Origin of the sequence: Embleya sp. NPDC127516 (assembly GCF_044765325.1) — a bacterium.
GTDB lineage: Bacteria > Actinomycetota > Actinomycetes > Streptomycetales > Streptomycetaceae > Embleya.
This window is the reverse complement of record NZ_JBIWJT010000005.1, coordinates 242,820-268,732: the sequence shown is the minus strand read 5'-3', so window position 1 is coordinate 268,732 and position 25,913 is coordinate 242,820. Positions and strand designations below refer to the sequence as shown.

The window sequence follows — 25,913 nt, the reverse complement described above, 5'->3', positions numbered from 1 at the left end:
AAGGCCCCGCTTCCCCGACGACGTGTCGAGGGAGCGGGGCCTTCGCGGTGCCGCCCTAGAAGTTCGAGATGAAGACCTCGCTGTTGCGCTTGACCATCGAACCCGCCGCCGGATCCTGCTTGCCGACGTTGGCCGGGATCAGCGGGATCATTCGGTTGTTCACCCGCAGCCCGACGGCCTGCAGCGCCCGGGCCGCGTCGTCCGGGTTCATCCCGGTCACCGGCGGCACCTGGACCAGGTCCGGTCCCTTGGACAACACCACGGTGATCCGGGTGCCGAAGGGCACGGTCGCGTTCGTTCCCGGGGCGAAGGACATGATCCGGCCGACCGGCACGGTGTCCGAGAACTGCTGGGTCGGATCCACCTCGACGCTCACCCCGGTCGCCGGCTGGAACCTGGCCTTGGCCTCGTCCACGCTGAGCCCGGTCAGGTCCGGGACCACGGTGTCCGGGCCGCGGCTGACCACCAGGGCCACCACGCTGTCCCGCTGGAGCGGCTCGCCGGCGGCCGGTTGGCTGCCGACCACGGTGCCGGGCGGCTTGTTGCTCGCGGTCTTGGTCTCGGTGCCGGGTTTCAGGCTCGCGTCGGCGAGCGCCTTCTTGGCGTCCTCGATCTTCAGGTTCACCAGCGCGGGCACCACGTGCCGCTCCGGGCCCTTGGACAGCTTGACCTTGATCTTCGAGCCGCTGAGCACGTTCTTGCCCGGGGCGGGGTCGGTGGACAACACCGAGCCCTTGGCGGTGATCTCGCTGAACTCCCCGTCGCCGACGTACTCGACCTTCAGGCCCGCGGACTCGAGTTTGCGCTCGGCGTCGGCCTGGGTCATGTTCAGGACACCCGGCACATCGGAGTAGCGACCCGCGCCGTACCACCACGCACCGCCGCCGATCGCGGCGGCGACGAGCAGTACCACCGCGAGCACGATCATCCCGCGCGAGGGCCCGCGCCGGCGGCGCCGACCGGGCAGCTTGGGCTGCTGCGGATAGCCGCCGCCGGGGGTGCCGGTCGGGGGCGCCTCGGTGGCCGGGGCGTACTCGTGGTGCTCCGCCGCATAGGGCTCGTCGTACGCGCCGCCGCCGTAGCGCGCCTGCTCGTCCTCCATCGAGTCCACGCTCAGTCCGAGCGGCGCCAGATGCGGCGGCAACATCACCTCGCCCGCCCGGAACACGCTCGTGGCGTTGTCGTGGATCGGCTCGGGCGGCGGCGGCAGACGCAGCGCCGCGCCGAAGTCCAGCTCCGTGTCCGGCATCGCGTGCCGGGTCCGGCGGACCAGGCTCAGCAGGGTCTCGGCGTCGTTCGGCCGCTGCTCCGGGTCGCGCACGGTGGCGGTGCGCACCAGCGTGTCCAGCGCGTGCGACAGGCCCGGCACCGCGAGCGAGGGCGCCGGCACGTCCGCGTGCACGTGTTTGTAGATGACCTCGACCGCGGTCGCGCCGTGGTGCGGCTGCCGGCCGGTGAGCATCTCGTAGAGCACCACGCCCGCCGCGTACACGTCCGAGCGCGGGCTGGACTCGCCTCGCTCGACCTGTTCCGGCGCGAGGTAGGCGACCGTGCCGACCAGGACCTTGCCGGTCGCGGCGGTGGCGGTGGTGCTGGTCGCCCGGGCCAGCCCGAAGTCGCCGAGCTTGATCCCGCCGTCGTCGGAGATCAGCACGTTCTCCGGCTTGACGTCGCGGTGCACGAAGCCCGCCCGGTGCGCCGCGGACAGCGCCGCCAGCATCGGCTCCAGTACGCCGAACGCCTCGCGCGGTGTCATGTTGCCCAGGTCCTGGAGCAATTCGCGCAGCGTGCGGCCCTCGACGTACTCCATCGCCAGGTAGGCGAAGGCGCCGTCGGTGCCCTGGTCGAAGACGTTGACCACGTTGGGGTGCGACAACCGCGCCGCGGCCTTCGCCTCCAGGATGAACCGGCGGGTGAACTCCGGGTCCTGGGCCAGCCCGGCGTGCATCACCTTGAGGGCGACGGTGCGGTCGAGACGGGTGTCGAGAGCCCGATACACCGTGGCCATGCCACCCGCGGCAACTCGGGCATCGACCCGGTATCGACCGTCGAGCAGCCGCCCGACGAGCGGATCATTCAAGGTCGTGTCCATGTTCAGGAGTGTAGGGTCCACTGCCTTGTGGACGCCGACGGTCTTCCCCATGGTTCCCCGTCCGAGGAAGGCCGCACCGATCGTGCGGCCCGGTCAGAAGGCGGGGTGCTCGGGGCTCGTCTCCAGCATGCCGGCCATCGGTGACGACGCGTGCGCGTGGTGTCGCATCGGGATCCGCCCGGCGCGGTAGGCGAGCCGGCCGCCGTCCACCGCGTGCCGCATCGCCTCGGCCATCAACCGCGGCGATTGCGCCCGGGTGACCGCCGTCGCGAGCATCACCGCGTCGCAGCCCAGCTCCATCGCGAGCGCCGCGTCGGAGGCGGTGCCCAGGCCCGCGTCCAGCACCACCGGGACCTTGGCCTGGTCGGTGATCAGCCGGATGTTGTGCGGGTTGCGGATGCCCAGGCCCGAACCGATCGGCGACCCGAGCGGCATCACCGCCACGCAGCCCACCTGCTCGAGCCGGCGCGCGAGCACCGGGTCGTCGTTGGTGTACGCCAGCACCCGGAAGCCGTCGTCGACCAACCGCTCTGCGGCATCCACGAGTTCCACCCCGTCCGGCAGCAACGTGCGCTCGTCGGCGACCACTTCGAGCTTGACCCAGTCGGTCTCCAGCGCCTCCCGGGCCAACCGCGCGGTCAGCACCGCCTCGCCCGAGGTGAAGCACCCCGCGGTGTTCGGCAACACCCGGATGCCCAACCGGCGCAGCACGTCCAGCACCGAGCCCGAGGTCCCCGGATCCACTCGGCGCATCGCCACCGTGGTGATCTCGGTGCCCGACGCGATCAGCGCCTGCTCCAGGATCTCCAGGCTCGGCGCGCCGCCGGTCCCGGTGATCAGCCGCGACGTGAAGGACTCGCCGCCGATCACCAGCTTGTCGTCGGCCATGCCGGTCATCCTCCCTGGACGGCGGTCAGCACCTCGACGCGGCTGCCCGCGTCGAGCACGGTCTCGGCCCACGCGCCGCGCGGCACCACGGACTCGTCCACCGCGACCGCGACACCCTTGGCGGCGGTGGTCAGCGTGGCCACGAGGTCGGCGACGGTGGTGCCGTCCGCGACGCGGCGCCGGTCGCCGTTGACAAAGACCTCGATGTCGTTCATGCCATCACCTCTCGGGCGGCGCTCGCGAAGCGGTCGGGCCCGAAGGGCTCGATGAGTTCGGGGGTGGTGCCGTGCGCGAGCGCCTCGGCCACGGTGTCGGCGGTGATCGGGGTGAGCAGGATGCCGTGCCGGTAGTGGCCGGTGGCCACCACCAGGCCGGCCAGCGCGGAACGACCCAGGATCGGCGCGTTGTCCGGGCTGCCGGGGCGCAGCCCGGCGAGCGTCTCCATCAAAGGCAGCTCGGTGATGCCGGGGACGAGTTCGTGCGCGTCGCGCAGGAGTTCGTACACGCCGCCGGCGGTGACCTCGGTGTCGTGCCCGAGTTCGTGCTCGGTCGCGCCGATCACCAGTTCGCCGTCCGCGCGCGGCACCAGGTACATGCTGCCGCCCTTGACCACGCCCCGGACGTTGCGGGACAGCAGCGGCAGCAGGGCCGGCGGCACCCGCAGGCGCAGGATCTCGCCCTTGACCGGGCGCACCGGCGGGACCGCCTCCGGCGGCAGGCCGGGGATCAGCGCCGAGCGGGCGCCCGCCGCGAGCAGCACCTGATCCGCGATCAGGTCGCGCCCGTCGGGCAACCGCACGCCGTACGCGCGCTCGTCGGCGACCAGGACGCGCTCGACGCGCTCGCGGACGAAGCCGACGCCGGCCCGCGCGCAGGCCGCGAGCAGCGCCGCGACCAGCAGGCGGTTGTCGATCTGGTGGTCGTCCTCGACATGCAGGCCGCCGGTGATCGCCGGGGACAACATCGGTTCGAGCCGGCGGCACTCGCGGCTGGTCAGCCAGGACGAGTGCAGGCCCAGCCGCTGCTGGTGGGCGTGCAGGTCCTTGAGTACGGCCCGGTCGTCCGCGTCCAGCGCGACCGCGATCGTGCCGCACGCGCGGTAGCCCGAGGGCAGGCCCGCGGCCTCGGCCAGCTCGGCCGCGAACTCGGGGTAGCGCCGGGCCGATTCGATGCTCAGCCGGAGCAGGCTCTCCTCGCCGTACTGGAGTTCGGAGACGGGGGTGAGCATGCCGGCCGCGGCGTGCGAGGCGCCCGCGCCCGGGGTCGGGTCGACCACGGTGACGGCCAGTCCGTACCGGGTGCGCGCGCGCCACGCGACGGACAGCCCGGCGACGCCCGCGCCGACCACCACGACATCGGTGGTGGGGATGGTGGACATGGTGAGGGGAACTCCCTTCGCCGGTATGACCCGGATCAGGTTCGGACGGTCGGGGGCTCGCAGCCCCCCTCTCAGCCCGGTCTCACCGGGCTCCCGTGACCTCTCCACACTACGACACCGGTTTCGCGTGCCCCGGGGTGCCCGAGTGCGTCCGAGATGTCCTTGACTGAGTCAAGACCCTGCCCGCCGGTCGCGCCGGGGCGCGTCATAGGGTGCCCCGCATGGACAACGTGCTCGTCGTGGGTGCCGGCATGGCCGGCCTGCAAACCGTGGTGGCGCTGCGGGACCAGGGGTACGCCGGGCGCGTCACCCTGCTCGGCGCCGAGGCGCACGCGCCGTACGACCGGCCGCCGTTGTCGAAGGAGGTGCTCGCGGGCAAGACCGACGACACGTCCTTCGAGGCGGACTGGGCCGCGCTGGAGACCGAGGTGCTGTTCGGCCGGACCGCGACGGGACTGCGACCGGGCGCGGTGGACACCGACGCGGGACCGGTCGCCTTCGACCGCCTGGTGATCGCGACCGGCTCGCGCGTGCTCAACCTGCCCGGCGCGGGGGAGGTGCCCGGCGTGCACGTGCTGCGCACCATCGACGACGCCCGCGCGCTGCGCGCCGCACTGGTGCCCGGCGCGCACGTGGTGATCGTCGGCGCGGGCTGGATCGGCGCCGAGGTGGCCACCGCCGCGGCCGCCGCCGGCTGCCCGACCACCGTGGTCGAGGCCCTGCACACCCCGCTCGCCGGCCCCTTCCCCGACGCCATCGGCGAACGCTTCGTGCCGTGGTACGCCGAGGCCGGCGTGGAACTGCTGCTGGGCGCGCGGGTGGATCGCCTGGAGCCGGGCGCGGTACACCTGACCGACGGCCGCCGGCTGCGCGCGGACGCGATCGTGGTCGGCATCGGGGTGCGCCCGGCCACCGAGTGGCTGGCCGACTCCGGTGTGGCCGTCAACGACCGCGGCTTCGTCGAGGTGGACGACCACCTGGCCACCTCGGTGCCCGGGGTGTACGCGGTCGGCGACTGCGTGGACTTCCCGTCCGCCCGCTACGGCACCCGGATGAACGTCGAGCACTGGGACAACGCGCTCCAGGCACCGCGCGTGCTGGTGGCCAACCTGCTCGGCGGCGACCAGGCGTACGACCCGGTCCCGTATTTCTGGTCCGACCAGTTCGGTCGGATGGTCCAGTACGTCGGCCGGCACGGCGCGGGCGAGGAACTCGTCTTCCGCGGCGCGGGCGAGGACGGCAAGTGGGCCGCGGGCTGGTTCGCCGGCGACCGGCTGACGGCGCTGCTCGCCGTCGCCCGGCCGCGCGACCTGGCCCAGGGCCGCAAGCTCGTGCAACTGGGCACGCCGGTGGACCGGGAGCGGTTCGCCGACCCCGAGAACCCGCTCAAGTCGGTCGCGCGCTGACCGCGGTCGGGCCGCGCCGTGCCGCACCGGGCCGTACCGGGCCGGGCGCCGGCCGGCCGGCCCGGCCGCGGAACCTAAACTTGGCCGGGTGAGCGAGATCGACGCCAAAACAGAAGCCCTCGTCCCCGCCTGGGTGACACTCCCCGACATCGCCGAGATCCTCGGTGTGGACATCCTGAAGGTCCGGCAGCAACTCAAGGAGCGCAAGTTCCTGGCCGTGCGCCGCGGCGAGCACCGGGCCCTCCAGGTACCCGCCGACTTCTTCCAGGACGGCAACATCGTCAAGGGCCTGGTCGGCACGCTGACCCTGCTCGCGGACTCCGGGTTCACCGACGAGGAGGCGCTGGAGTGGTTGTTCACCGCGGACGACACGCTCCCGGGCACGCCGGTGCAGGCGCTCCAGGAGAACCGGATGACCGAGGTGCGTCGCCGCGCCCAGGCGCTGGCGATCTGAGGCCGGGCCGATGACGAGCCGACAGGAACGGCTGGCCGCCGCGCGCCTGTACCTGTGCACCGACGCGCGCGAGCGCCAGGGCGACCTGCCCGCGTTCCTGGACGCGGTCCTGGGCGCGGGCGTGGACATCGTGCAACTGCGGCAGAAGGGCCTGGAGGCCCGGCCCGAACTCGGATACCTCCAGGTGTTCGCGGACGCGTGCCGCCGCCACGGCGCGCTGCTCGCGGTCAACGACCGCGCGGACGTCGCGCACGCGATCGGCCCCGACGTGCTGCACCTGGGACAGGACGACCTGCCCGTCCCGGCCGCGCGCGCGATCATCGGCGGCGACGTGCTGATCGGCCGGTCCACGCACGCCGAGGCCGAGGTGGACGCGGCGATCCTCGAGCCCGGGGTGGACTACTTCTGCACCGGGCCGGTCTGGCCCACCCCGACCAAGCCGGGCCGACCCGCGCCGGGCCTGGACCTGGTCCGCTACACCGCGGCGCTGCGCCCGACCCGGCCGTGGTTCGCGATCGGCGGCATCGACCGGGACAACCTGGACGAGGTGCTGGCCGCGGGTGCCGACCGCGTGGTGGTCGTACGCGCGATCACCGAGGCCGCGGACCCGGCGAAGGCAACGGCGGAATTCGTCCGGCGACTCGCCGGGCGCTGACCCGGCGCGCGCGAGACGGCGTGACAATATCCGGCCATGTCCGGTTCTCGGCGGCGTGCTCTCGTCGTTGTCACGCTGCTCGCGCTCGTCGCCGCGCTCGCTCTGGCCTTCGCGCTCACCCGGGACGACGGCGACGGCGGCACCCGCGCGAGTGCGCCGCCCACCACGGCGACCATCCGCACCGGCGCGACCGCCCCCGGACCGCTCGGGTCCACCGCCGCGCGCCCCGACTGGGTGCCCGCCGGGATGCGCACCGTCGCCGCGGCGCGGCTGCCGGCCGAGGCCCGCGAGACGCTGCGCCTGATCGCGGCGGGCGGGCCGTTCCCCTACAACCGCGACGGCGTCGTCTTCGGCAACCGGGAGAAGCTGCTGCCGGCGGAGCCCGACGGGTACTACCGCGAGTACACGGTCCGCACGCCGGGCGCTGCCGATCGCGGCGCGCGCCGGATCGTCACGGGCAGGAACACCGAGCGCTACTACAGCGACGACCACTACGCGAGCTTCGCGGCCGTGCTGCCCTGAGCGGGTGCGCCGGCTCGCACGAAGGGGTCGACTCTGCGGGTGGGTGCCGGCGCCGGCACCGGTCCTGGGCCGATCGGGTGGTTGGCCTCGCGGATGGGCTATTCCGGCCGGACCGGGCGGAGCAAGCGGCCAGACTGCCGAGATGGACACACCCGACGTTCGATGTCGTCCGGGGTCCGCAGAGGATGCCCGCGACCACGACCTGCCGCACCCCGCGACGGTGCCGACCACCTCGACGGGCCCGGCGAAGCCGTCGATCCCCGGGCCCAGAGCCGGCGCCGAACACTCGCGGCCCCACCCGGGCACGACATCCGACGGCGGCGCCGCGCTGCTGTTCCCGCTGTTCGTGCTCGCCGCGATGATCGGCGGGATCTACCTGATCGGCCGCAACCCGCCCCAGGCACTGCTCGAGGCCGACGAGACGCACGGCCCGCACCCCTCCCGGGGCCGGGCGTCCGAGCCGGAGCGGCCCCGCCCCGCGGCCCTGGGCGCACCGTTCGCGGTCGGCGACGCCGCGGACGCCGGACTAGACGCTGCGCACGGTGGCGGCGTCGGCCAGCTCACGCAGCACTTCGCGCGCGTCCTCGGCGATCGGCGCGACGGCCAGGGCGGCGAGGGCCCGCTCGGTCAGCTCGGTGATCATCGTCTCCACGTCGGCGAGCGCGCCGGTGTCCTCGATCACCGCGCGCAATTCCTTGACCCCGGTGTCGCTCAGCGCGGGATCGCCGAGCAGCGCGGTCAGCACCTCGGCCTGCGCGGCGTCGGCCCGCTCGCCGGCGAGCGCCAGCAGCACGGTGCGCTTGCCCTCGCGCAGGTCGTCGCCGGCGGGCTTGCCGGTCCGCTCGGGGTCACCGAAGACGCCGAGCACGTCGTCACGGAGTTGGAACGCCTCACCGAGCGGGAGCCCGTACGCGGAGTAGGCGTCCAGGGCGGCCCGATCGGCGCCGGCCAGCGCGGCACCCACGTGCAGGGGGCGTTCGATCGTGTACTTGGCGGACTTGAACCGCATCACGCGCCGTGAGCGCTCGACCGAGCCGCCGCCCATCGCCTGCTCCAGCACGTCGAGGTACTGGCCCGCCATCACCTCGGTGCGCATCACGTCGAACAACGGCTTGGCCGCGCGCAGTGCCCGGTCGTCCACACCGCTCGCGCCGAACATCTCGTCGCACCAGGACAGGCACAGGTCGCCGAGCAGGATCGCCGCCGCCGAGCCGAACGACTCGCCCGAGCCGACCCAGCCGCTCGTCGCGTGCAGGCCCTCGAACCGGCGGTGCACCGCGGGCTTGCCGCGCCGGGTGTCGCTGCTGTCCATCAGGTCGTCGTGGATCAGCGCGCTGGCCTGGAGCAATTCCAGCGCGGTGGCCGCGCGCACGATCGCGGCATCCTCCGCGTCCGGTCCCGCGATACCGCGCCAGCCCCAGTAGCAAAAGCCCGGCCGCAGCCGCTTGCCGCCGTCGAGCACGAAGTCGCTCAGTGCCGCGGTGACCGGGACCATGCCCTCGCCCACGTCGGCGAGCACCTCGGCCTGACGGTCCATGAACTCGCCCAGCGCGGCATTGACGCGCTGCCGCAGGCCGTCCCGGTCCAGGGGATGTACGGGGAAGGAATCGGCAGCCATGGAGTCTTCCGTCGAGGGCGATGAAACGGTGGGGAAGTACGGGGCAGCCTAACTTGCGCCCGGTCCGGCCATCCGGAGCAGCCCGGCCGTCTCGCGGAGTGGGAAGACGTTCTCGTCCGCGTGACCGCCGGATAACCTGCGTACATGTCTCTCGGTGCCGCATCCACTCGGATCAGTCGAACCCCCGCCATTCGCGATCTGCTCGCGAGCGGCACCCGGTCCTTCTCGTTCGAGTTCATGCCACCCAGGAGCGAGAAGGGCACCCGCACACTGTGGGATGCCATCCGTCGGGTCGAGGCGCTGGCGCCGACCTTCGTCTCGGTCACCTACGGCGCGGGCGGCTCCAGCCGGGGCATGACCGTGGACACCACCGAACGGATCGCCACCGAGACCACGCTCACCCCCGTGGGCCACCTGACCGCGGTCGGGCACACCCGCGCCGAGCTGCGCAACATCATCGGGCAGTACGCCGACGCGGGCGTGCGCAACGTGCTCGCGCTGCGCGGCGACCCGCCCGGCGACCCGAAGGGCGAGTGGGTCGCCCACCCGGACGGCTTCACCTACGCGATCGAGCTGGTCGAGCTGCTGCGCGCGTCCGGCGACTTCTGCGTGGGCGTCGCGGCGTTCCCGGAGATGCACCCGCGTTCGACGAACTGGGAAGAGGACATCCGGCACTTCGTGGCCAAGTGCCGGGCCGGCGCCGACTACGCGATCACCCAGATGTTCTTCTCGGTCGAGGACTACCTGCGGCTGCGCGACCGGGTGGCGGCGGCCGGCTGCGACATCCCGATCATTCCCGAGGTGATGCCGGTCACCAGCCCGACCACGCTGGTGCGGGCGGACGAGCTGAGCGGCTGCAGGGTGCCGGCCGAGCTGGCGGTGGCGGTCGAGGCGGTCGCCGACGACCGGGCCGCGGTGCGCGCGATCGGCGTGGAGTACGCGACCCGGATGTCCGAGCGGCTGCTCGCCGAGGGCGCGCCGGGACTGCACTTCATCACCCTCAACCGATCCACCGCGACCACCGAGATCTACCAGAACCTCGGGCTTCACGAAGGCGGCTGATCCGGTTCGGCCCCAACGACCGGTTCACCCTTTAGGGTGAGGCAACGCGCCGGTAACGAAGGGATCTACCGTGCAGCTCGGCTTGGTGGTGCTCTACATCCTGTTCGTGCCGATCGGGTTGTGGTTGCTGACCGAGGTGCTGTGGCAGCACGGCGCGCCGTTCCGCTACCGCGTGCTCGCCTTCGTCGGCTTCGTCGGTGTGGCCGCAGGCGTGGGGATCAAGAACCCGGTGCTGGTCGGCATCGGCGTGTTCTGCTTCGCCGTGGGCCAGTTCCTGACCACGCGCTACGTGCGCAAGGCCTACCACCACGGCTGGACGGTCAGCGGCCGGCGCCCGAAGGGCCGCCGCGCCAAGGCCCGCTGACGCCTCACGCGCGCCCGATCAGCTCCGCCACCAGCGCCGCGGACATGCCCACCCGGGTCAGACCGCCACCCGGATGGGCGCTCGCGCCGACCGAGAACAGTCCCGGTACGGCCGACCGGTTCGGGACCCGGCGCGGTGCGGTGCGCGGACCGTCGGCGCCCGCGCCCGGCACCTCGCCGCCCGGGGCGCCGGTCTGCTCCGCCAGGTCGGCGGGCGTGCGCAGCTCCGACCACAACACCCGGTCGCGGACGTCCAGACCGCGACGGGCCATCAGGTCGAGCACGGTCGCCGGGTAGGCGGCCCGGACGGCGGCCGAGTCCCAGTCCACCGCGCCGTGCCGAGGCACCCGCAGTTGTACCGTCCACGCGCTGTGCCCCTCGGGGGCCAGCGCCGGGTCGTCGGGGGCCAGTACGCACAGCGAGGGATCGACCGGCGGCGCCGCGCGGCGCGCGAACAGCGCGTCCGGCTCGTGCCCGGGATCGTCCGCGAACAGGTAGGTGCGGTGCGGCGTCCCGGCGGAGCCGCCGCGCAGCGCGAGATGCAGTTCGAGCATCGCCGAGGAGGCCGGCACCCGCCCTGCCCCGCCGGTCCTCGCGGCCGGCAGCAGCCCGGCGCTTTCGGGGTCGGTGGGCAGGTCGGTGATCACGACGTCGGCGTCGAGCCGGCCGCCGTCGGCCAGCAGTACGCCGGCGACCCGCCCGCCGGCGCGTTCGATCGAGATCACCTCGGTGTCGGTGCGCACCTTCACCTTCCGCTGCACGCAGCGCGCGTGCAGCGCCTGGGTCATCCGGTGCAGACCGCCGCGCACCCACCACACCCCGAAGGTCTCCTCCAGGTACGGCAGCGTCGCCAGCGTCGCGGGTGCCTTGCCCGGGTGGCAGCCCGCCTCGGCGGCGAAGCGCTCCAGGTGGGCGCGCAGCCGCAGGTCGCCCAGGTGGGTCCGACCCAGCGAGCGCAGCGAGCGCCACGGCGCGGTCACCCGCAGGTCGGCCCGCCCGCCCGCGCTGCGCAGCCGCTCGGCGCGCTGTGCGGGATCGGCCAGGAGCGGCGCCTCGAAGAAGCTCTTGCGCGTGACGCCCCACATCTCGCCGGCGCGGTGCAGCAGCCGCTGCCAGTCGTCGCCCGCGCCCGGCCCGAACCCGGACTCGAACGCCTCGTGGGTCCCGGACCGGGACGCGTTGGGGATGTCCACGACGGTGCGCGCGCCGCTCGCGGCGGCGAACGACTCGCGGGTGGGTGTGGCGATCGGGACCAGGTCCACGACGTCCTCGATGGCGGCGCCGGTCTTGAGGAACAGGTCGCGGTAGACGGCCGGCAGCGTGAGCAGCCCGGGCCCGGTGGTGAAGGTGAAGCCGTCCCGCACGATCGACCCGGACAGTCCGCCGGTCGCCGACGACCGTTCGCAGATGGTCACCTCGTGCCGAAGCGTGGCCAGCCGAGCGGCCACCGCCAACCCACCCATACCTGCGCCGACAACCACAATGCGAGCCACGGTGGCACAGCGTATATGCGGGTGAGGGGGATCAGGCCCGCCCCCCGGGCCTGATCCCCCTCACCGTCCCGCGACCGCTCCCCACGGTCCACGGGCCCACCCCCCAGCGGGTCACGATTGGTAAGACTCGCGACCCGGGCAGAGGGTTGTACGCGCGGGGAAAATTTCTTTCCACCGCGGGCAACCCGGGTCGAAAGTCGTGATCAAGGCGGATATGGGCGGTGATACTCATGCCCGCCACTGAGTATTCGTACGGATGTTCCGCCACCGGACCGACCGGCACAGTGGTCGGCACGGGGAAGCGCCCATACACAACCTCGGGGGGAGGGCCGTTCGGGGGGACGGCGGGGCGCGGCGACATCGGGACGGACGACGGGGGCGTCGGTCGGTCCCGGTGGGCGACGACCGGCACGGGGGAGCCGGGTCGTTCGAGGCGTCGGTACTGCCGCGGGGGCGGCGGGACCGACGCCTTTCGCATGCCGCATGCCGCATGCACGTCGCGAGACCGGGCCGCGGTTCGGGGCCGGCGGCGGGTCGGGCTCAGCCGGTGACCACCGCGACCAGTCGGGTGCCCGGCGCGAACGTGCCGCGCTCGGCGAGGGCGAACAGGCCGAACAACATCTTGCCGACGTAGATCGGCTCGGGTGCGAAGTCGTGTCGGGCCGCGAAGTCGGCTAGGAAGGCGTCCAGTTCCGGGCCGCGCCGCGCGTAGCCGCCGTGGTGGAAGTCGTGCTCCACATGCCAGTTCTCGGTCGGCGCGCCGTACGTGCGCCGTTGGAGGTCGGCCACCTCGTCGGCGAGGAAGCCGCCCTTCAGCGCCGCGAAGCCGATCGCGCGCCGTCCGGGCGGCAGGCCCGCCGCGACGCCGGCCAGCGTGCCGCCGGTGCCCACCGCGACGCAGACCGTGTCCAGGTCCTCGCCGAGCTCGGCCGGCAGTTCCGCGCAGCCGCGCACGGCGGCCTCGTTGCTGCCGCCCTCCGGGAGCACGTACGCGGGGCCGTGCGCGGCGAGCAGCCGATCGAGTACGCGCGGCGTGTGCTTGGCGCGGTAGGTCGCGCGGTCCGTGAACACCAGCCGCATGCCGTGTTCGACGGCGAAGGCGAGCGACGGGTTGAGCGGGCGGTCGGCGAGTTCCTCGCCACGCACCACGCCCACCGTGGCCAGCCCGTGCGCGCGGCCGGCGGCGGCGGTGGCCCGCAGGTGGTTGGAGTACGCGCCGCCGAAGGTCAACAACGTGCGCTGCCCCTGCTCACGGGCCGCCACCAGGTTGTACTTCAGCTTTCGCCACTTGTTGCCGGGCACCTCGGGATGGATCAGGTCGTCCCGTTTGAGCGCGAGTCGCAGGCCGCGGGCGGTCAGTCGGGGATCGGACAGCTCGCGCAGCGGCGAGGGCAGACGTGGGCGCACCCGGACAAGGGTGGCACGCCGGGTCGGCCCGCCGGGGCTGTCGGTGTCGCCTGTCACGGTGGAGGACGTGGGGGGCGACCGCTCTCGACGGCGGATCGAGTGGACTCGAACATGCTCGAACATCGCTCGAACACGACGGTTCGCCCGGGACTGCGGCAATGACGTTGACGTGGGTGGGGGAGCGAGCTTTACTGGCAAACGAGATCGAACTTTTGTTCGAGAAAGAGTTCGACTCGAACGGCACGGGGCAACCGGATGGGTAGCCCGGGTCGGCGGTGCGTGGGGAAGCGCATCGCCGATCCCCCGGCAGAGGAGGAGCGGCATGACGCGTCTGCACACCGACCCGGTGGAGGTGCTGCGCAGTGGTGGGGACCCCGCGCGGTTCCTGTGGCACGACCGGCTCTACGTGGTCCGGGAGGTGATCGGGCACTGGGTCGAGACCGGCGAGTGGTGGCAACACGCGCGCTCGCGGACCGCCGTCGTGGCGACGGGGGAGCGTGAGGTGTGGCGTGTGGAGGCCGGTGCCGGTCGCAGTGCGCCGTTGGGTGTGTACGACCTCAGCCTGGACGCCGGCGCCGGGACCTGGACGCTGGCGCGGACCGCCGATTGAGGAGGTGGCTTCGTGAGCCCGAGCGCGAGTCTGAACCAGTCCGCCCACATACCCGAGCCGCCGCCGATCCGACGGGCGCCCGTGCGCTGGTCGTCCGCCCCGCGCGGCGCGCTCGATCTGCTGGCCCAGGCTCGGCGCGGGCTCACCGAGGCCGCCGTCAACCGCGACGCCGCAGAGCGGTACGCCACGGCCCATCTGGCCGCGCTGCGCGTGGCCGCGGCCGTGCTGGCCGCTCGGGCACAGGCCGAGGACGAGCGTCCGGGCCGGCGCCGGCGGGCCCCGCGCAGCGCGTGGGAACTGCTGCCGAAGGTGGCGCCCGAGCTGACCGAATGGGCCGCCTTCTTCGCGTCCGGCGCCCGCAAGCGCGCCGCCGCCGAGGCGGGGCTGCCCGGCGCGGTCACCGGCCGCGAGGCGGACGACCTGATCCGCGACGTGGAGACCTTCTTCCGCCTGGTGGTGCGACTGCTCGCGCTGCCCCCGATCCCGGCCCCACCCCCTCCTATCGATTGAACGCACCACCCATGAACCGACCGAGTCGATCGAAGCGCTCGTTCGTCCACCCGCACGTCGCGTCCGGGCATTCGATGCGCTCCGGCGTCCCGCATCCGCACACGCTGATCGAGCGCACGGTCGAACACTGTCCGGACACGCTCGCGCCGACCGATCGGGACGGGGTGTACGGCGCCGTCGCGCGCGGGTGCGTCGCGGCGGGCATCCGGCCCGTCCGGGGCGCCGAGTTCGCGGTACCGCCGATCGAGCCGGCCGCCGCCGAAACGAGCCCGCGCCGACGCACCCCCGCGCGCGGCGGCGAATTCACCGACGCCGGACACCCCCGGGCCGCCGTGCTCGCCCGGGGCAGGGCCGGCCGGAGCGCGCTGTGCCGGCTGATCAGCGACGCGCACGGGCGCGACCGGGCCGACCCGGCGACCACGCGGGACGCGCTCGCCGCGGGCCACCGGCCGCCGGGAGCGGGGCGGCCGGTACGACGCGTGGAGCACCGGCGACCCCCCGGCCGTACACGAACCGGTGGCCGCGTCGACACCCACGGGCCCGCGCCCGCCACACGCCGCGTCCTGGTGCACACGGGCGGCTTCCGGATCCGCCCGTGCGCCGACCTGCGCCCGGCCGGCGGCCCCACCGAGCAGCCCCCGCACAAGCTCTGGCACGCCGGTCCCGGGAGCGCGGGATGACTTCCCTCGACGCCCTAAGGTGGAACCCGACCAGTTCCGGAGGAGGGTGTCCGTGTCCGACCAGACGCGCAGGCGCAGCTCGATGCGTACCGCCGTCGTGTGGCAGGTGCTGCGCGAGGCGTTGGACCGACGGGCCCGGGCGGCCGGACGGGACGTCCTGGACGTGCTCGACGCCGGTGGCGGAACCGGCAACCTCGCCGTGCCCATCGCCCGACTCGGCCACCGGGTCACCGTCGTCGACCCCAGCCCGGACGCGCTCGCCGCGTTCGAACGCCGGGCCGCCGAGGCCGGGGTCACCGACCTGGTCCGGGCCTACCAGGGCGACACACACGGTTTGTTCGACGTGGTCGAGCCGGACGCCGCCGACGTGGTGTTGTGCCACGGCGTGCTCGAGGTGGTCGACGACCCCTCGGCCGACCTCGCGCACATCGTCCGCGCCCTGCGCGCCGGCGGCACGCTCAGCCTGCTCGCGGCCAACCGCACCGGCGCGGTCCTGGCCCGTGCCCTCGCCGGGCACTTCGACCAGGCCCGCGACCTGCTCGTCGACCCCGCGGGCCGGTACGGTCCGACCGATCCGCTGCCGCGCCGGTTCACCGTCGCCGACCTCACCGGCCTGGTCGCCAAGGCCGGCCTCGAAGCCGGCCCCGTGCACGCGATCCGGGTCTTCGCCGACTTGGTCCCGGGCGTCCTGGTCGACGACCCGGGCTCCTTCGACGCCCTCCTGGACCTGGAGCGCGCCGCGGCCGAACAGCCCGAGTACCGCGCCCTGGCCACCCAACTGCACCTGCTGGCGAGCAAGCCGGCGGGCTGACCCCGACCCCGGTCGGGCCGACCCCGATCGGGTCCCCGGCCCGGGCGGTGCCGGATGAGCACCGCCCGATCCGCCTCGCCGGCGATCATGCACGTGGACATGGACGCCTTCTACGCGTCCGTCGAGATCCGCCGCAATCCCGCGCTGCGGGACACCCCCCTGGTGGTGGCCGGCCAGGGTCCGCGCGGAGTGGTGCTCTCCGCCACCTACGACGTGCGCGCGCTGGGTGTACACGCCGGCCAGGCCACCTCCCGGGCCCGCCGGCTCGCCCCGCACGCGGTGTTCCTGTCGCCGGACCACGACGACTACGGGCTGATCTCCGGCGGCGTCATGGAGGTGCTCCGCTCGATCACCTCGCGCGTGGAGCCGCTGTCCCTGGACGAGGCGTTCCTGGACCTGACCGGCGTCACCCGCCGACTGGGCGCGCCGGAGACGGTCGGCGAGAGCATCCGCGCCCGGATCCTGGACGAACAGGGCATCACCTGCTCGGTCGGGATCGCCGACAACAAGTTCACCGCCAAACTGGCCGGCGCCCTGGCCAAGCCGAACGGCCTGCGCGTGGTCCGCCCCGAGGAGGTGGTGGACTTCCTGCACCCGCTCCCGGTGGACCGACTGTGGGGTGTCGGCGAACGCACCGGCGCGCTGCTCACCGATCTGGGCCTGACCACCATCGGTGACGTCGCACACACCCCGGTCGAGACGTTGAGCCGCGCGCTCGGTCCGGCCGCCGGTCGCGGACTGCACGAACTCGCGTGGGGCCGGGACCGGCGTCCGGTGATCCCGTCCGAACCCGAACGCAGTATCGGCGCCGAGGAGACTTTCCCCACCGACGTGGACGATCCGGTGGTGATCCGCCGCACACTGCTCGACCTGGCGCACCGCACCGCGAGCCGGTTGCGCCGGGCGAAGGTGGCCGGGCGGACCGTCACGATCAAGATCCGCTTCGCCGACTTCACCACGCTCACCCGGGCCAGGACGCTGCGCGAGGCCACCGACGTGGGCCACGAGATCTACGGCGTGGCCTGCGTGCTGCACGGCGCGCTGGGCCTGGAACGGGCCCGGCTGCGGCTGGTGGGCATCCGGGTGGAGGGCCTGGTCGGCGGCGCCCATCCGCGCCAACTGATGCTCGGCGAAAGGGTTCTGGGCCGACGCGAGGCGGAGCGCGCGGCCGACGCGGTGCGCGGCCGATTCGGCGACGCGGCGCTCACCTCGGCCGCGCTGCTGGCCCCCGGACCCCGCTCCCGGGGGCGTTCGGGGCGCTGAGCCAGACCCCCGGAAACGGCCTCGGCGACCGGGCGCGACCCGCGCGGCCCCGCCCCTCAGCGCGAACCCGCTCCGGCCGCATATCATCGAAGCCCTGACCGGGGGACATGAGCGTGCGCCGGACAGGGCAGGAGTGTCGACAGGGGCGGGAATCGACGTAGTGACCCATCATCCGGAAGCGGGCTTCGAGCCGGTGCCGAGGGTGGCTTTCACGACAGCGATTACCTGCCTATCCTGAAAGGGCCGCAAGGTCGCGTCGCGGCCGACGAAGGAGGACGCCGTGCCGCTCTCAGAGCACGAGCAGCGCATGCTTGAGCAGATGGAGCGAGCGCTCTACGCCGAAGATCCCAAATTCGCGACAGCGCTCGAAGCAGCCGGCATGCGCCGGCACACCCGGCGACGCACCGTTCAGGCGATCCTCGGATTCCTGCTCGGCATCGTCTTGTTGATGACCGGCATGATGGTCCAACAGATCTGGGTGAGCGTCATCGGCTTTCTGGCGATGCTCGGTGGGGCGCTCCTCGCGGTCACCGGCTGGCGCCGGGGACCCGCGACGGCCAACGCGGGCGAAGGCGGCGGCGCTCCCGGGCGCGCACCGCGCCGGCGCAAGGCCAAGGTGATGAACCGCATCGAGGACCGCTGGCGCCGGCGGCGCGAGGAGAACGGCAGCTGAGCGGAGCACGGCGGCCGACCCGTCCGATGCCCCAGGGCACGGTACGGGAGACTCGGTCACCGCCCGGTCGGGGCCGACCCGATGCCGACGAGTGTCGGCACGGGCGCGTCGATACATACGCATGAACGCCGGTGGCGGTGAACCCTTCGACGGGTTCACCGCCACCGGCGTTTCGTCTCCCGGTCCGGGACCCGCGTCTCCCGATCCGGACCGTCGTCGGTCCGACCGCCGCCCTCAGCCGACGTCGGCCGGCTTCGGCGCGGGTCCCGGGCCGTCGCTTCGACGCCGGCGGAGCCGATCGGTGAGCGCGTACCGGCGTTCGGCCAGGCTCGGCCGGCCCCGGCGGCGCAACGACGACGGGAGCAGCGTCGCGCGCAGTCGCCGGCCGCGGCCGGCCCGGGCCAGCAGGCCCTTGCGGACCGCCCGGACGTCCTCGCCCAGGCCCGGTTGCGGAGTCGGCGGGGTCTGCGCGTAGAGCAGCCGTTCGGTGGCGAGCGCGACGCGCGGCAGCGCCTCGCGGGCCGCGAGCACGGCGGCGTCCACCACGACGGGTTCGGCCTTCGTGTCGTCGGTGTCCGACGCCGCCCGGTCCGACAACACGCCCAGCAGCCGCTCGACCGCCTGGCGCGGGGTCTCCGCGCCGGAGGCCGGATGGCCCAGGTCGCGCGCGGTGTCGAGCACCTCGGCCCAACCGCCGAGTACGGGCCCGGCGCGATCGCCGGGTTCGGGGGCACTCCCCTGCGCCGCCGCGTTTCGGGTCAGCGCCGCGAGTCGGCGGCCCCGGACCCGGCCCCGGGTCAACATCGGTGCCGCCGCGAGCAGCACGACCAGCGCGATCCCGGTGCCGATCAGCAGCGTCCGGCCGGAGAGCCAGGGCCCGTTCGAGGAGCCCGCGGCGGTGACCGGCGCGGCGGACGCGGACGCCGACGGCGTGGCGCCCGGCGACGCCTGCGGCTGCTTGGTGGGCAGTTCGTCCGCGCTGTCGGGGGACGCGGAGGGCAGCACCGGCGCGACGTCCTGCTGGGCGTAGGAGGGCGAGTTGCCCCGCGAGGGGGTCGGCTCGAACCGGATCCAGCCCGCGCCGGAGAAGTACAACTCGGGCCACGCGTGCGCGTCGTGGCTGCTCACCTTGTAGGTCAGGTCGGTCTGCAGCGTGCCGGGGATGAAGCCGACCGCGACCCGCGCCGGGATGCCGAGCGTGCGGGCCATCACCGCCATCGCCGACGAGAACTGCTCGCAGTAGCCGACCTTCTGCTCCAGGAAGTTCTCCAGGGCGGAGGCGCCGTTGCCCTGCGGGACCTTGGTGTCGTAGCGGAACTGGCTCGACCGGGCGAACCATTCCTCCAGGTTGCGGGCCCGGTCGTAGGAGGTGCCGTTCCCGCCGATCTTGAGCGCCTGCCGGCGGACCCGGTCGACCATGTCGGGCGGCAGCGGCAGCGCCACGTACGGCGCGAGCGAGGGCGGCGGTGGTGGCGCGGCCTTGAGCTGGGCGGGCGTCGGTTCGACGTCCAGGCTGGTCACCGTCCAGCCCAGACCACGGGTGTCCTGCTTGTTGTCGGCGAGCAGCAGCCGCCCCTCGGCCTCGTAGCGCCAGGTGCCCTTCACCTGGACCTGCGTCGCCGGGTAGGGCATCGGCAGCGACAACTGCTTGTAGTTGTCGTCGGCCTCGATCCGGGTGGTCACCTCGGTCGTCCGCACCGCCGAATCCAGGCCCGCGGGCTTGGGGAACTCGCGCGGGACGTCGGTCAGCGGACGTTCGGAGGGCTGCCAGCTTCGGCCGTCGAACCGGTCCAGGGAGGAGAGCCGCAGGTAGACCGAGCCCGGTGTGGCCGCGGTGGTGCGGTAGCGCATGAGTTCGGTGTTCTCGGCCCGGTTCAGCTCGTCGGACAGCTTGACCACGGGGTTGATCGTGGTCAGTCGGCGCGACTTGGGTCCGGTGTCGTTCTTGTCGATCAGCCGGTTGGCGCTGAGCGGGATCAGCGCCGGGACCACGACGGCCACCGCGAGCGCGGCCACGCCGATCCGGCCGCCGCCGCGCGCGGGTGGGCGGTACTGCCGCATCGTGGGATGGCCCACCGGCGGCGGGGTCAGCGGCCGACCCCAGCGCAGCAGCCGCTCGCGGCCCTCGGCGAGCAGCAGCAGGACGTACGCCAGCGCCGCGATCAGGAAGATCGCCCAGCCCAGTCCGGACCGGGACAGCGCCGCGGGGACGCTGTAGAGCGCGAGCAGCGGCAGGCCCGCCGGGGCGGCCTGGGCGTAGGTCACCGCGATCAGGTCCACGAGCACGGCCATGCCGCCCATGACCAGCAGCAGGATCGCGATGATCCCGGGCGAGGCGGGCGCGGGGGCGGTGAACTCCCGGATGTCCTGCCCGCCCACCCGCAGCAGGTCCACGAACGCGTCGATGCTGCTCGGGGTGGGGATCGGGCCGCTGGCGTCCGGCACACACACCAGCAGCAGGTAGGGCACCAGCGCGGCGAGTTGGGTCAGTCCCACGATCGGGCGCGGCACCCGGATCCGCCGGGCGCCCTCGCCGACCAGGGCGACCAGGAGGATCGCGCCCAGTCCCTGCGCGATCCAGCCGCCCGTGTCGACCAGCGGGAGCAGTGAGGAAGACGTCAGCGCGGTCGCGAGTCCCGCGACCAGGGCCAGGCGGAGTCGACCGGTCATGACCGTTCCCCTTCATCGACGGTGCCGCCCCCGACCGTGGGCGCCGCACGCGGGCGCGGGGGCGGGGTCGAGCCGCCGGCCTCCGCGGCGGGCGCCGCGGGGGCGCTCGCGCGGGAGGTGCCGGCGAAGGACATCGAACCGGCGGCGGCCGGGTCGCCGACCCGTCCGGCCGAACGCCACAGTTCGGACAACCTGGTACCGGCCCGGGCGGACAACACCCGCCAGCCGGCCTGGCGCAGCAGGGCCACCGCGCTGTCGTGCGGCAGCGCGCCGGGCACCCGGCCCCACGTGCTCACGTCCAGGATCACCGCGACGCCTCGGCCGGATCGGTGACGGGCCCGGCCGAGCCGTTTGATGTCGTCCTCGGTCAGCGCGCCGAGCACGGCGACGGTCAGGCCGCCGCCGTTGGGGTCGCGCAGCGCGGGTTCGGCCTGGTCCAGCCCGGTCACCGGGACGGTCTCGACCACGGCCAGCGCGTCCAGCAGGAAGCCCTCCAGGTCGCCGGGCGCGGCCCGGATTCCCTCCAGGTCGCCGGCCGGCGCGTCGCCCTCGGAGTCGAGCAGTCGGGTGGTGTAGCCGCGCCGGCACAGGTGCACGCCCACGGACGCGGCGGCCGAGACGACCCACTCGAAGGACGAGGCCGGGCCGTCGCCCACGTGCGCGCCCGCGCGGGTGTCGATCAGTACGGTGGCCCGGTTCTGCCAGGCCTGTTCCTCGCGGCGCACCATCAGTTCGCCGCGGCGGGCGGTGGAGCGCCAGTGCACCCGGCGTACGTCGTCGCCGTGTCGGTACTCGCGCGGGACCACGTCCTCCTCACCGGACGCGGACACGTTGCGGGCGTGGCTGTCGCCGTACCCGGTCCACTCGCCGCCCAGGTCGACCGCGGGCAGCGGCTGGACCGCCGGGGTGACCACCAACGTGTCGCGCGCGGCGAAGGAACGGGTCAGCTCGCACATCCCGAACGGGTCGGCCATCCGCAGCCGCAGCGGTCCGACCGGGAAGCGCCCGCGCAGGTCCGAGCGGACCCGGTAGGACACGTGCCGATTGCCGTGCGGCTCGATCCGGTCGAGCACGAACCGGGGCCGCGAACCGAGCACGTAGGGCACGTGGTCCTCGAGCATCAGCAGGCCGGTGGGGATGCGCGAGACGTTGTCCACGCGCAGCCGCACCTGGGACTCGTGACCGGCCGCGACCCGGGGCGGCTCCAGCGCGCGGGCGCTGGTGACCAGGTGCCGGGTGCGCGCGACGATCAGCACCGACACCAGGGGCAGCGCGGTGAGCAGGAATCCGACCCGCAACAGGTCGCGTTGGCCCAGGATCACCGCGCAGATGCTCGCGGCGACCCCCGCCGCGAGGAAGGACCGCCCCCGCGTCGTCAGGCCGGACAGGGCGGTACGCACGTCAGCGCGCCGCCCCGGAGCCCGTGCCGCCGAGGCGGCCGTCGGAGGTCACCGGGGCGTAGCCCTGGTGCGCGGTGGGTGCCTGGTTCGGGTAGGGGCGGCCGCCGTTGTGCTGCGGTGCCGCGCCCGGATAGGGCATGTGGGCGGGCGGCGCGGGCGGCGCCGGGACGATCTGCGGCGCGCCGACCCGCCCCTGGACCGGCGCCTGGCCGGGAGACCCGGGGACCGGGACCTGGCGCACGATGTCGACGACGATCTGCTCGGGGGTGCGCCGGGCCATCTGGGCGTCGGCGGTGGGCAGCAGCCGGTGGGCGAGCACCGCGACGGCCAGTGTCTGCAGGTCGTCCGGGAGGACGTAGTCGCGGTTGTCCAGCGCGGCCGCCGCGCGGGACGCGCGGACCAGGTGCAGCGTGGCGCGCGGCGAGGCGCCCAGGCGCAGTTCGGGCGAGCGGCGGGTGGCGTTGACCAGGTCGACCGCATAGCGCGCGACGGCCGGGGACACGTGCACCCGGCGCACCGCGTCGGCGAGCCGGACCAGGTCCTCGGCGTGCGCGACCGGGGTCAGGTCGCTCAGCGGCGAGCCCGCGCTGTGGCCGCCGATCATCCGCAGCTCGGCGTCCGCGGCCGGGTAGCCCATCGAGACCCGGGCCATGAACCGGTCCCGCTGTGCCTCGGGGAGAGGATACGTTCCCTCCATCTCCACCGGGTTCTGCGTCGCGATCACCATGAACGGCGCCTGGAGTTCGTAGGTGGTGCCGTCGACGGTGACCTGACGCTCGGCCATGCATTCCAGGAGCGCGGACTGGGTCTTGGGCGAGGCCCGGTTGATCTCGTCGCCGACCACGATGTTGGCGAAGATCGCGCCCGGCTTGAACTCGAACTCGCGCTTCTCCTGGTCGAACACGCTGACGCCGGTGATGTCCGAGGGCAGCAGGTCCGGGGTGAACTGCACCCGGCGCATCCGGCAATCGACCGAGCGCGCGAGGGCCTTCGCCAGCATCGTCTTGCCGACTCCCGGAACGTCCTCGACGAGCAGGTGGCCCTCGGCCAGCAGCACGGTCAAGGCGAGGCGGACGACCTCGGGCTTGCCCTCGATCACGGTCTCCATGGCCCCGCGGATCCGATCGGCGGTGACCGTCAGATCCCCCAGACCGGCCTGATCGTTGAACGTCGACACCCGTGCCCCTCCCTGGAACCGCGTTGTGCACGCCCTGGGTCAGGGCCACAGGCCGATTCTCCCGGTCGCGTGCGCTGCCGTCACCCCGTTGGACGGCCCGGACGACGCGTCGTGCGACTCCGGAGGGTAGTCGACGCGGCGTGGGGGCGATCCGGTCGGCAGAAAAGGCTCGGCCGAGACGGGTCCGTCTCCTCGATGGTGCCGTGTCGAGCCGGAATCCGGGTCGACAAGATCGGGGCGACGGACCCTAGGACTGTGCGGGGCCGCTTTCCGGTTGCACGTCGGGGAGGGGGAAAACCTCGCGCAACAGGCCGGTGGTGACGTCGTATACGAATCCGCGCACGGTGTCGTTGTGCAGCAGGAACGGTGACCTGCGGACCCGGTTCATCGACTGGCGCACGTCACCGTCGAGATCGACGAAAGCCTCCACCGCCCACTGCGGGCGCAGGCCGGTGTCCGCCTCCAACTCGCGGCGGAAATCCTCGGTGACGGTGAGCATGCCGCACTGGGTGTGATGGATCAGTACGACCTGCGTGGTGCCCAGGTGTCGCTGACTGATCGTCAGTGAACGCACCACGTCGTCGGTGACCACGCCGCCCGCGTTGCGGATCACGTGTGTGTCGCCGAGCTCCAATCCGAGCATGGCGTGCACGTCCAGACGTGCGTCCATGCAGGTGACGACCGCGGTGTGGCGTACCGGCATCGCCGACATTCCGGGGTTGCGGTACCCCTCCGCGTAGTGCCGGTTCGCTGCGACAAGACGATCGACCATGGTCAGGACGGTAGCGACCTCGGCCGCGTTTCGCTTCGTGGGGGGAGTCACACCGGCGAAGAGCGGATGACTCGTCACTCCTTCCGGTCTATGGGTGCTCATCCCCGAATGGGAGATTCGTACCGGGAGCCCAATGGTGCGGAGGTGGAAACCCGCGCCCGACGTGGGGGAGTGGCGTGCGGGGGGCGCGCAATCGGGTGGTTCTCTCGAGGCACCCCTTCTGACCTGGGCTTTTGTCAAGGATGGGAACGGAGTGACGCGCCCGAAAAGGGTTGACCGTGGGGATTGGTGGAGTAGAGTGGCGGGAAATGGAGCCGAGAGGCTCCACGCGGCGGCCGGAGGTGCTCGGTGTTCCTGGGCACATACGAGCCCCGGTTGGACGAAAAAGGTCGGCTGATCCTGCCGGCCCGGTTCCGGGACGAGCTGGCGGAGGGCCTTGTGATCACAAAGGGGCAGGAACGCTGCCTCTATGTGTGGCCCATCGCGGAGTTCACCCGGATCGCCGAACAACTGGGCAAGGCGCCGGTGACCTCGAAAGCCGCCCGGGACTACATGCGCGTGTTCTACGCGGGTGCCTCCGACGCGGTGCCGGACAAGCAGGGGCGGGTGCTGGTGCCGCAACCGCTGCGCGACTACGCCGGGCTCGACCGGGACAGCCGCGACTGCGTCGTCATCGGTACGAACACCCGGGTCGAGTTGTGGGCGACCAAGACCTGGCACGACTACCTCGCGGAGCAGGAGCAGTCCTTCGCGGAACTGTCCGAGGAGGTGCTGCCCGGCCTGCTGTGACCGAGGCGGCGTACACCCCGTGCCTCGTACTCTCCCGAACGCGATCTCGCCCGTGACGCACCTGCGGCGAGGTCTCCACCCGCTCCGAGCTTTCTGGCACTCCTTCCCCGGTGCCAGAGGTCACTTCCCCAGACGAGCGGGCGGGGACCTGGCGGCATGTTCTCCCGGCCGGTCGCGACTCAGCCTCTAGACTGCGGGTTTCCGCACGACGAAGGGCCCGGAGTGAACGCGACGATGGTGGAGGGGCCGTGACGGCGCCCGCCCACATTCCGGTCCTGCTGGAACGGTGCGTCGAATTGCTCGCCCCCGCGCTGCGGGCGCCCGGGGCGGTCGTGGTGGACGCGACGCTCGGGATGGGCGGGCACAGCGAAGCCCTGTTGACGGCCTTTCCCCAGGCACGGCTGATCGGCCTGGACCGTGATCCCGAGGCGCTGGAGCGCTCCGGGGCCCGGTTGGCGGGCTTCGGCGAGCGTGCCACGCTCGTGCACGCGGTCTACGACGAACTGCCCGAGGTGCTGGAGCGGCTCGGCATCGACCGGATCGACGGCATCCTGTTCGACCTCGGGGTCTCCTCGCTGCAACTGGACCGGGCCGACCGCGGCTTCGCCTACGCGCAGGACGCGCCGCTGGACATGCGGATGGACCCGACGGTGGGCATCACCGCGGCCGACATCCTGAACAGCTACACCGCGGGCGATCTGGCCCGGATCCTGCGCGACTTCGGCGAGGAGCGGTTCGCCCGCCGGGTCGCCGACGCGATCGTGCGCGAGCGGGAGAAGGAACCCTTCACCAACAGCGCGCGCCTGGTCGACATCGTGCGCACCGCGATCCCGGCCGCCACCCGGCGCACCGGCGGCAACCCGTCCAAGCGCACCTTCCAGGCGCTGCGGATCGAGGTCAACGGCGAACTCGCGGTCTTGGAGCGCGCGTTGCCGGCGGCGGTGCGGGCACTGGCGCTGCACGGCCGGATCGTGGTGATGTCCTACCACTCGCTGGAGGACCGGATGACCAAGCGCGTGCTCGCGGCCGGCGCCGAGAGCAAGGCGCCGCCGGACCTGCCGGTGGTCCCGGAGGACCTCCAGCCCAGGTTCAAGCTGCTCACGCGCGGCTCGGAGAAGGCGAGCGAGCAGGAGAACGCGGAGAACCCGCGCGCGGCCTCGGTACGGCTGCGAGCGGCGGAGCGGGTGCGGGAAGACCTGTGAATCGACGCGGCGGACGGG

25 protein-coding genes and 1 riboswitch are annotated in these 25,913 nt (G+C 73.2%); of the genes, 14 read left to right on the top strand and 11 right to left on the bottom strand.

The annotated features are described in order from the left end of the window. Window positions 1-55: 55 nt before the first annotated feature. The 4 genes from pknB to thiO all read right to left on the bottom strand — a co-directional run bounded on the left by pknB (window position 56) and on the right by thiO (window position 4,358). The gene (gene pknB / locus ACIRL2_RS11870; protein WP_402231777.1) at window positions 56-2,092 is read right to left on the bottom strand and encodes a Stk1 family PASTA domain-containing Ser/Thr kinase; all 2,037 of its coding nucleotides are present in this window, start codon (window positions 2,090-2,092) and stop codon (window positions 56-58) included. A 93-nt stretch (window positions 2,093-2,185) separates the two neighbouring features. Then, window positions 2,186-2,980, bottom strand: a complete 795-nt coding sequence (locus ACIRL2_RS11865) for a thiazole synthase (RefSeq protein ID WP_395862378.1) — start codon at window positions 2,978-2,980, stop codon at window positions 2,186-2,188. 5 nt (window positions 2,981-2,985) lie between these two features. Then, window positions 2,986-3,195, bottom strand: coding sequence for a sulfur carrier protein ThiS (gene thiS, locus ACIRL2_RS11860; protein WP_395862380.1), 210 nt, complete (start codon window positions 3,193-3,195; stop codon window positions 2,986-2,988). Next, window positions 3,192-4,358 (bottom strand): glycine oxidase ThiO, encoded by a 1,167-nt coding sequence (gene thiO / locus ACIRL2_RS11855; protein WP_402231774.1) that lies wholly within the window; start codon window positions 4,356-4,358, stop codon window positions 3,192-3,194. Before thiO ends, thiS begins: the two co-directional genes overlap by 4 nt. Continuing rightward, a riboswitch (TPP riboswitch) is annotated at window positions 4,354-4,465 on the bottom strand. (Overlaps the previous gene by 5 nt.) A gap of 114 nt (window positions 4,466-4,579) precedes the next feature. Between thiO and ACIRL2_RS11850 the strand changes: the two genes are divergently transcribed. The 4 genes from ACIRL2_RS11850 to ACIRL2_RS11835 all read left to right on the top strand — a co-directional run bounded on the left by ACIRL2_RS11850 (window position 4,580) and on the right by ACIRL2_RS11835 (window position 7,395). Then, complete coding sequence (locus tag ACIRL2_RS11850; RefSeq protein WP_402231772.1) at window positions 4,580-5,764, top strand: NAD(P)/FAD-dependent oxidoreductase; 1,185 nt, start codon at window positions 4,580-4,582, stop codon at window positions 5,762-5,764. 88 nt (window positions 5,765-5,852) lie between these two features. Further along, on the top strand, window positions 5,853-6,218 hold the full coding sequence (locus ACIRL2_RS11845) for an Rv2175c family DNA-binding protein (protein ID WP_395862385.1): 366 nt from the start codon (window positions 5,853-5,855) through the stop codon (window positions 6,216-6,218). A gap of 10 nt (window positions 6,219-6,228) precedes the next feature. Continuing rightward, on the top strand, window positions 6,229-6,873 hold the full coding sequence (thiE, locus tag ACIRL2_RS11840) for a thiamine phosphate synthase (protein ID WP_395862387.1): 645 nt from the start codon (window positions 6,229-6,231) through the stop codon (window positions 6,871-6,873). Window positions 6,874-6,909: 36 nt separating this feature from the next. Then, window positions 6,910-7,395 carry a ribonuclease domain-containing protein gene (locus ACIRL2_RS11835; protein WP_395862389.1) on the top strand — a complete coding sequence of 162 codons (486 nt, stop codon included), beginning with the start codon at window positions 6,910-6,912 and terminating at the stop codon, window positions 7,393-7,395. 526 nt (window positions 7,396-7,921) lie between these two features. Here the strand turns inward: ACIRL2_RS11835 and ACIRL2_RS11830 are convergent. Then, on the bottom strand, window positions 7,922-9,013 hold the full coding sequence (locus ACIRL2_RS11830; protein ID WP_395862391.1) for a polyprenyl synthetase family protein: 1,092 nt from the start codon (window positions 9,011-9,013) through the stop codon (window positions 7,922-7,924). A gap of 144 nt (window positions 9,014-9,157) precedes the next feature. Between ACIRL2_RS11830 and metF the strand changes: the two genes are divergently transcribed. Then, window positions 9,158-10,075 carry a methylenetetrahydrofolate reductase [NAD(P)H] gene (metF, locus tag ACIRL2_RS11825; RefSeq protein WP_402231770.1) on the top strand — a complete coding sequence of 306 codons (918 nt, stop codon included), beginning with the start codon at window positions 9,158-9,160 and terminating at the stop codon, window positions 10,073-10,075. 70 nt (window positions 10,076-10,145) lie between these two features. Further along, window positions 10,146-10,439 (top strand): hypothetical protein, encoded by a 294-nt coding sequence (locus tag ACIRL2_RS11820; RefSeq protein WP_395862395.1) that lies wholly within the window; start codon window positions 10,146-10,148, stop codon window positions 10,437-10,439. 4 nt (window positions 10,440-10,443) lie between these two features. Here ACIRL2_RS11820 and ACIRL2_RS11815 read toward each other — a convergent pair whose 3' ends face one another. Both ACIRL2_RS11815 and ACIRL2_RS11810 read right to left on the bottom strand, forming a co-directional pair. Then, complete coding sequence (locus ACIRL2_RS11815) at window positions 10,444-11,931, bottom strand: phytoene desaturase family protein (RefSeq protein ID WP_395862397.1); 1,488 nt, start codon at window positions 11,929-11,931, stop codon at window positions 10,444-10,446. Window positions 11,932-12,471: 540 nt separating this feature from the next. After that, window positions 12,472-13,338 (bottom strand): 1-aminocyclopropane-1-carboxylate deaminase/D-cysteine desulfhydrase, encoded by an 867-nt coding sequence (locus ACIRL2_RS11810; protein WP_395862399.1) that lies wholly within the window; start codon window positions 13,336-13,338, stop codon window positions 12,472-12,474. Between the two features lie 322 nt (window positions 13,339-13,660). Here ACIRL2_RS11810 and ACIRL2_RS11805 point away from each other — a divergent pair, with 322 nt between their 5' ends. The 6 genes from ACIRL2_RS11805 to ACIRL2_RS11780 all read left to right on the top strand — a co-directional run bounded on the left by ACIRL2_RS11805 (window position 13,661) and on the right by ACIRL2_RS11780 (window position 17,885). After that, a complete protein-coding gene (locus tag ACIRL2_RS11805) occupies window positions 13,661-13,948 on the top strand; it encodes a DUF6504 family protein (RefSeq protein WP_395862401.1) in 288 nt (95 codons plus the stop codon). 12 nt (window positions 13,949-13,960) lie between these two features. Continuing rightward, window positions 13,961-14,458: an SAV_6107 family HEPN domain-containing protein gene (locus ACIRL2_RS11800; protein ID WP_402231768.1), complete on the top strand. Its 498-nt coding sequence runs from the start codon at window positions 13,961-13,963 to the stop codon at window positions 14,456-14,458. Between the two features lie 11 nt (window positions 14,459-14,469). Further along, window positions 14,470-15,138, top strand: a complete 669-nt coding sequence (locus ACIRL2_RS11795) for a hypothetical protein (protein ID WP_402231766.1) — start codon at window positions 14,470-14,472, stop codon at window positions 15,136-15,138. A gap of 52 nt (window positions 15,139-15,190) precedes the next feature. Then, window positions 15,191-15,949, top strand: coding sequence for a methyltransferase domain-containing protein (locus ACIRL2_RS11790; RefSeq protein WP_402231764.1), 759 nt, complete (start codon window positions 15,191-15,193; stop codon window positions 15,947-15,949). Between the two features lie 54 nt (window positions 15,950-16,003). After that, window positions 16,004-17,212: a DNA polymerase IV gene (gene dinB / locus ACIRL2_RS11785; protein WP_402231762.1), complete on the top strand. Its 1,209-nt coding sequence runs from the start codon at window positions 16,004-16,006 to the stop codon at window positions 17,210-17,212. Between the two features lie 280 nt (window positions 17,213-17,492). After that, on the top strand, window positions 17,493-17,885 hold the full coding sequence (locus tag ACIRL2_RS11780) for a DUF3040 domain-containing protein (protein ID WP_395862409.1): 393 nt from the start codon (window positions 17,493-17,495) through the stop codon (window positions 17,883-17,885). Between the two features lie 234 nt (window positions 17,886-18,119). Here ACIRL2_RS11780 and ACIRL2_RS11775 read toward each other — a convergent pair whose 3' ends face one another. From ACIRL2_RS11775 to ACIRL2_RS11760, 4 genes are all read right to left on the bottom strand, one after another. Further along, a complete protein-coding gene (locus tag ACIRL2_RS11775; protein ID WP_402231759.1) occupies window positions 18,120-20,555 on the bottom strand; it encodes a transglutaminaseTgpA domain-containing protein in 2,436 nt (811 codons plus the stop codon). After that, a complete protein-coding gene (locus ACIRL2_RS11770; protein ID WP_402231757.1) occupies window positions 20,552-21,955 on the bottom strand; it encodes a DUF58 domain-containing protein in 1,404 nt (467 codons plus the stop codon). The genes ACIRL2_RS11775 and ACIRL2_RS11770 overlap by 4 nt, the downstream gene beginning before the upstream one ends. Before the next feature lies 1 nt (window position 21,956). Next, window positions 21,957-23,132, bottom strand: coding sequence for an AAA family ATPase (locus ACIRL2_RS11765; RefSeq protein ID WP_395862415.1), 1,176 nt, complete (start codon window positions 23,130-23,132; stop codon window positions 21,957-21,959). A gap of 247 nt (window positions 23,133-23,379) precedes the next feature. Further along, complete coding sequence (locus tag ACIRL2_RS11760; RefSeq protein WP_395862417.1) at window positions 23,380-23,904, bottom strand: beta-class carbonic anhydrase; 525 nt, start codon at window positions 23,902-23,904, stop codon at window positions 23,380-23,382. Between the two features lie 348 nt (window positions 23,905-24,252). On the opposite strand from ACIRL2_RS11760, the gene mraZ reads away from it, so the two are divergent. Further along, window positions 24,253-24,693, top strand: coding sequence for a division/cell wall cluster transcriptional repressor MraZ (gene mraZ, locus ACIRL2_RS11755; protein ID WP_402231755.1), 441 nt, complete (start codon window positions 24,253-24,255; stop codon window positions 24,691-24,693). Window positions 24,694-24,941: 248 nt separating this feature from the next. Beyond that, window positions 24,942-25,895, top strand: coding sequence for a 16S rRNA (cytosine(1402)-N(4))-methyltransferase RsmH (gene rsmH, locus ACIRL2_RS11750; RefSeq protein WP_395862421.1), 954 nt, complete (start codon window positions 24,942-24,944; stop codon window positions 25,893-25,895). The last annotated feature ends 18 nt before the right edge of the window (window positions 25,896-25,913 follow it).

Coding starts and splice junctions, on each gene's coding strand:
- pknB (WP_402231777.1), bottom strand. CDS start 2,092: ATGGACACGACCTTGAATGATCCGCTCGTCGGGCGGCTGCTCGACGGT.
- ACIRL2_RS11835 (WP_395862389.1), top strand. CDS start 6,910: ATGTCCGGTTCTCGGCGGCGTGCTCTCGTCGTTGTCACGCTGCTCGCG.
- ACIRL2_RS11775 (WP_402231759.1), bottom strand. CDS start 20,555: ATGACCGGTCGACTCCGCCTGGCCCTGGTCGCGGGACTCGCGACCGCG.
- ACIRL2_RS11850 (WP_402231772.1), top strand. CDS start 4,580: ATGGACAACGTGCTCGTCGTGGGTGCCGGCATGGCCGGCCTGCAAACC.
- thiE (WP_395862387.1), top strand. CDS start 6,229: ATGACGAGCCGACAGGAACGGCTGGCCGCCGCGCGCCTGTACCTGTGC.
- thiS (WP_395862380.1), bottom strand. CDS start 3,195: ATGAACGACATCGAGGTCTTTGTCAACGGCGACCGGCGCCGCGTCGCG.
- thiO (WP_402231774.1), bottom strand. CDS start 4,358: ATGTCCACCATCCCCACCACCGATGTCGTGGTGGTCGGCGCGGGCGTC.
- ACIRL2_RS11805 (WP_395862401.1), top strand. CDS start 13,661: ATGACGCGTCTGCACACCGACCCGGTGGAGGTGCTGCGCAGTGGTGGG.
- ACIRL2_RS11830 (WP_395862391.1), bottom strand. CDS start 9,013: ATGGCTGCCGATTCCTTCCCCGTACATCCCCTGGACCGGGACGGCCTG.
- ACIRL2_RS11795 (WP_402231766.1), top strand. CDS start 14,470: ATGAACCGACCGAGTCGATCGAAGCGCTCGTTCGTCCACCCGCACGTC.
- dinB (WP_402231762.1), top strand. CDS start 16,004: ATGAGCACCGCCCGATCCGCCTCGCCGGCGATCATGCACGTGGACATG.
- ACIRL2_RS11865 (WP_395862378.1), bottom strand. CDS start 2,980: ATGGCCGACGACAAGCTGGTGATCGGCGGCGAGTCCTTCACGTCGCGG.
- ACIRL2_RS11760 (WP_395862417.1), bottom strand. CDS start 23,904: ATGGTCGATCGTCTTGTCGCAGCGAACCGGCACTACGCGGAGGGGTAC.
- metF (WP_402231770.1), top strand. CDS start 9,158: ATGTCTCTCGGTGCCGCATCCACTCGGATCAGTCGAACCCCCGCCATT.